The organism is Streptomyces sp. NPDC005752 (assembly GCF_040630715.1).
In the GTDB taxonomy this organism is placed as follows: Bacteria; Actinomycetota; Actinomycetes; order Streptomycetales; family Streptomycetaceae; genus Streptomyces.
Map to the genome: position 1 here is coordinate 1 of NZ_JBEXYB010000081.1, position 5680 is coordinate 5680.

Annotated in this window: 1 protein-coding gene; it reads left to right on the forward strand. The window is 68.2% G+C overall.

Features of this window, described 5'->3' with window-relative positions:
- Positions 1 to 5680: SDR family NAD(P)-dependent oxidoreductase (locus ABZ441_RS33380; RefSeq protein WP_358981145.1), on the forward strand; the 5680-nt coding region annotated here is incomplete at both ends.

A 5680-nucleotide genomic window follows, 5' to 3' on the forward strand; every position in this document is an offset into this window, starting at 1 on the left:
GTGTGCGGGCGCGGGCGATCGCGGTGGATTATGCGTCGCATACTCCGCATGTGGAGGGGGTTAGGGAGGAGTTGTTGGAGCTTGCGTCGTCGGTGGTGCCTGGGGTGGGTGAGGTGGCGATGTATTCGACGGTGACGGCCGGCCTGGTGGAGGGGGAGGTGTTGGATGCGGAGTACTGGTATCGGAATCTGCGGGAGCCGGTTCGTTTCCAGGAGACGGTTCAGGGTCTGCTGGACGAGGGTGATGCGGTGTTCGTGGAGGTCAGTCCGCATCCGGTGCTCTTGGGTGCGCTCCAGGAGATCAGCGACGACGTTCTGGCGGTGGGGACGTTGCGTCGGGGTGAGGGTGGTCCGCAGCGTTTCATGACTTCGATGGCGGAGCTGTGGGTGCGAGGCGTCGAACTCGACTGGGCACCGGTGTTCGAGGGTGTGGGTGCGGAGCGTGTGGATCTGCCGACCTATGCGTTCCAGCGGGAGCGTTTCTGGTTGGAGGGGGTGGGAGGTGCGGGTGATGTGTCTGGTGCGGGACTCTCGGTGGTGGATCATCCGTTGTTGTCGGCCGGTGTGATGCTGGCCGGTGGTGACGGGTTTGTGTTCACGGGCCGCTTGTCGATCAGGTCGCATCCGTGGCTGGCTGATCATGCGGTGGCGGGCCGGGTGCTGGTGCCCGGCGCGGCATTGCTGGAGTTGGTGTTGCGGGCGGGTGAGTATGTGGGGTGTGACCTGCTGGAGGAGTTGGTCCTGCATGCTCCGTTGGTGTTGCCGGGGGATGACGGGCCGGTTGATGTGCAGGTCAGTGTGGGTGATGAGGATGAGTCGGGGCAGCGGGCCGTCCGTGTCCATTCCCGGGCGGCTGCCGCCGCGCATGAGGACTCCGACTGGGTGAGCCATGCGAGTGGTGTGCTGTCCCCGGGCGTGCAGAAGGTGCGCGAATCGGAGCCGGATGGTGTGTGGCCGCCGGAGGGTGCGGTGGGTGTGGCTGTTGAGGGTTTGTATGAGTCGTTTGCGGCGGCGGGGTATGTGTATGGGCCGGTGTTCCAGGGATTGCGGTCGGTCTGGCGCCTTGGTGATGAGGTGTTCGCCGAGGTCGAACTGCCGGTCGATGCAGATGAGTTCGCTCTGCATCCGGCCTTGCTGGACGCGGCGTTGCAGGCTCGTCTGGCGGTGCTGGTCGAGGAGGATGGGGAGCGGGTGATGCCGTTCTCGTTCTCGGGTGTGCGGATTCATGCCACGGGAGCGACGGCTGCGCGGGTGCGAGTGGCACCTGCCGGGCCGGACGCGATCTCGGTGCGGTTGACAGACATGGCTGGGCTGGAGGTCCTCACGATCGATGCGCTCGTCTCCCGTCCACCGGCCGGGACAGCCGCGACAGCGGCTGCTGAGGTGTCGGACTCCTTGTTCGAGGTGAAATGGGTCGGTGCTCCCGCAGGCGGCATCGTTCCGCCGGAAGTGGAAGTACCTGTCTTTGCGGATGTGGCCTCGGTGGTGGCGGGGGTGCGTGAGGGTGCCCAGGTGCCGACGGCGGTGGCGGTGTTCTGCCCGTGGGGTCCGGTGGCTGAGGCCCGGCAGGTGCTGGGTACGGTGTTGGGCTGGGTGCGGGAATGGCTGGACTGCCCGGAGTTGGAGGAGTCACGCCTTGTCGTGGTGACGCGGGGCGGGGCTGCGGTCGGCCCCGGTGCCGAGGTCGATGTGGTGCAGGCAGCGGTCCGGGGCCTGATGCGGTCGGCGTGCTCGGAGTACCCGGACCGGTTCGCCCAGGTCGACGTCGATCACGGTCCGGGAGCGGTGCCGTCGGGGGTCCTGGGTGTGGGGGAGCCGGAGGTCGTGGTCCGTGGTGGTGTGGTGTCGGTGCCGCGTCTGAGCCGTGTCACGGGTGGGGCGCTGAGGCTTCCCGAGGGGACCGGGGCGTGGAGTGTGGATCTGGACACGAACGGGACGTTGGAGGATCTTGGTCTGGTGGCGTGCCCGGTCGTCGAGGCGCCGTTGGAGGCGGGGCAGGTCCGGATCGGTGTGCGGGCGACCGGTGTCAACTTCCGTGATGTGCTGGTCGCGTTGGGTGTGGTGCCCGCAGGTGAGGCTCTGTTCGGGTGCGAGGGCGCGGGTGTGGTCCTCGATGTGGGTTCCGGGGTCGACACGCTGTCGGTCGGGGACCGGGTCATGGGCCTGCTGTCGGGTGCGTATGCGGGGCCCGTCGCGGTCGCGGACCAGCGGATGGTCGTGCGGATTCCGCAGGGCTGGTCCTTTGCTCAGGCGGCGACGGTGCCCGCGGTGTTCCTGACCGCGTACTACGCGTTGGTGGACCTCGCGGGAATCCGTGCGGGGCAGTCGCTCCTGGTTCATGCGGCGGCCGGTGGTGTGGGTATGGCGGCGGTGCAGCTGGCTGGGCATCTGGGTGTGGAGGTGTATGCGACGGCGAGTGAGCCCAAGTGGCCGGTCGTCGAGGCGATGGGTGTTGCGGAGGACCGGATCGCGTCCTCGCGGACGCTGGAGTTCGGTGACCGGTTCGATGGTGTGGATGTCGTACTGAACTGCCTGGCACGGGAGTTCGTGGACACGTCGCTCGGTCTGCTGTCGGCCGGCGGCCGGTTCCTGGAGATGGGCAAGACCGATATCCGTGATGCCGACGCCATCGCTGAAAGGTGGCCCGGGGTTCTGTATCGGGCGTTCGATCTGGGTGAGGCGGGCGCTGACCGGACGGGGCAGATGCTTGCCGATCTGGTGGAACTGTTCGAGCGGGGTGTTCTCTCGCCGTTGCCGGTGACGGCGTGGGACACCCGTCAGGCACCGGAGGCCTTCCGGTATCTGAGCCAGGCCAGGCACACGGGGAAGGTGGTCCTGACGACCCCGACGGCCGGGATCCAGGGCCCGGTCCTGATCACGGGCGGGACGGGGATCATCGCTACCGCCGTCGCCCGGCACCTCGTCACCACGCATGGTGTCACCGATCTGGTCCTGGTCGGCCGGCGTGGCCCGGATGCCCCCCATGCCGCCGGACAGGCCCAGGAACTGCGGGATCTGGGCGCGAGCGTGCGGGTGGTGGCCTGTGATGTCAGCGATCGCGACGCGGTCGCCCAACTCCTGGCCGGTATCCCCGGTCTGCGGGGTGTGGTGCATGCGGCGGGTGTTCTGGACGACGGAATGGTGTCCTCGCTGACGCCGGAGCGGCTGGACACCGTTCTGCGGCCCAAGCTGGACGCTGCCTGGCACCTGCACGAGCTGACCCAGGGACATGATCTGTCGCTGTTCGTGTTGTTCTCGTCGGCGGCGGGTGTGTTCGGTGCTCCAGGTCAGAGCAGCTACGCGGCTGCGAACTCGTTCCTGGACGCGTTGGCGCAGCACCGTCGAAGGGCGGGGTTGCCGGCTCAGTCGCTGGCGTGGGGCCTGTGGGCCGACCGCAGTGAGATGACGGGTGCGCTGCAGGGCACGGATCTGGCCCGGATGGGCCGGAGCGGAGTGAAGGCGTTCTCGGCGGAGCAAGGCCTGAGCCTGTTCGATGCGGCGATCGCGTCTTGGCGTTCCCATGTTCTGCCGGTGCGGCTGGACATGGCCGCTCTGCGCGGTCAGGACGTGGTGCCGCCGTTGCTGCGGGGCCTGGTGCGCTCGAGGACGAAACGTGTGGCCAGAAGTACCGGACTCGCCGGTGGGGGGCTGGCAGAGCGTCTTGCGGTGTTGTCGGTGGCCGACCGGGGCCGGGAACTGACGGAACTGGTGCGGACGCAGGCCTCGATTGTTCTCGGGCACGGGAACGCGGACGCAGTCGACGCGGATCGGGCGTTCAAGGCTCTGGGGTTCGATTCGCTGACCGCGGTCGAGCTACGTAACCGGCTGGGGACGGCGACGGGAGTACGGCTCGCGGTGACCGCGGTCTTCGACCATCCCACCCCGTCCGCGCTCGCGGCGGAGCTCGGCTCGATGCTGGGCCTGGACGACCGGGTCACGCAGCATGTTGCTCCGCCCGTGCCGTCGCGGTCCACGGAATCCGGTGATGATCTCATCGCGATTGTCGGTATGAGTTGCCGGTTCCCTGGTGGTGTCCGTTCGCCGGAGGACTTGTGGGAGCTGCTGGTGCGGGAGCGGGACGCGATGACGCCGTATCCCACCGATCGTGGGTGGGACATAGGGAGTCTGGGTGCTGCGGACTCGCCGGACACGGTGTACGAACAGGTCGGCGGGTTCCTTCACGATGTCGCTGACTTCGATGCGGAGTTCTTCGGGATCTCACCGCGTGAAGCACTCGCGATGGATCCTCAGCAACGGCTCCTGCTGGAAACCACCTGGGAAGCCCTCGAGCGCGCGGGCATCGACCCGACCACCCTCCACGGAACCCCCACCGGTGTCTTCGTGGGTGGAGCTGTCTCCGGCTACGGGGTGGAGCTCTTCACGAACTCCGACGGCAACGAGGGCCACCTGCTGACGGGTAACGCGAGCAGCGTGACATCGGGCCGGGTGGCGTATGCGCTGGGGCTCGAAGGCCCGGCGATCACCGTAGACACGGCCTGCTCGTCATCCCTGGTATCCCTGCACCTGGCAGCCCAGTCACTCCGACAGGGCGAATGCACCCTGGCCGTCGCCGGCGGAGTCGCGGTCATGCCGAGCCCGTCGCTGCTCGTGTCGTTCCGCCGCCAGCACGGCCTGGCTCTTGACGGCCGGTGCAAGGCGTTCGGCGCCGCTGCCGATGGCACCGGATTCGCCGAGGGTGTCGGGATGCTGGTGGTGGAGCGGTTGTCGGACGCGGTGCGTAACGGGCATCGGGTGCTGGCTGTGGTGCGGGGTTCGGCGGTGAATCAGGATGGTGCGTCGAACGGTCTGACGGCGCCGAACGGTCCGTCGCAGCAGCGGGTGATCCGCCAGGCGCTGGCCAATGCCGGTATGGCCTCGTCCGAGGTGGACGTGGTGGAGGCGCACGGCACGGGCACGTCCTTGGGCGACCCGATCGAGGCCCAGGCCCTGCTGGCCACCTACGGGCAGGACCGCCCGGAGGACCAGTCCTTCCTGCTGGGGTCGGTGAAGTCGAACATCGGCCACACCCAGGCCGCGGCAGGCGTCGCAGGGGTCATGAAGATGGTGATGGCCATGCGGAACGGTGTGGTGCCGTCGACATTGCATGTGGATGAGCCGACTCCGCACGTGGACTGGTCCGCGGGCGCCGTGGAACTGGTGACGGAGGCCCGGCCGTGGCCGGAGACGGGCCGGCCCCGCCGGGCAGGCGTGTCGTCGTTCGGGATCAGCGGCACGAACGCGCACATAGTCATCGAGCAGGCGCCGGTGGTGGAGGAGCCGGTCCCGGCTGATCCGGTGGGCGGTGGTGTGGTGCCGTGGGTGGTGTCGGGTCGGTCGCATGCGGGTGTGCGTGGGCAGGCTGCGCGGTTGCGTGAGTTCGCGGCTGGTTCGGATGTGTCCGCGGGTGTGGTGGGTTGGTCGTTGGTGTCGTCGCGGGCGGCGTTGGACCACCGTGCGGTGGTGCTGGCCGAGGACCGTGAGGGACTGCTCGGTGGGCTCGACGACTTCGTCGTTGGTGAGGCCTCGCCGGAGGTGGTGAGCGGGGTGGTCACCGCCGGACGCCGTGTCGCAATGCTCTTCTCGGGTCAGGGGTCGCAGCGGTTGGGTATGGGGCGTGGGTTGATGGTGTTGCCTGGGTTTGGTGAGGTGTTTGATGAGGTGTGTGGTGCGTTTGACGGGTT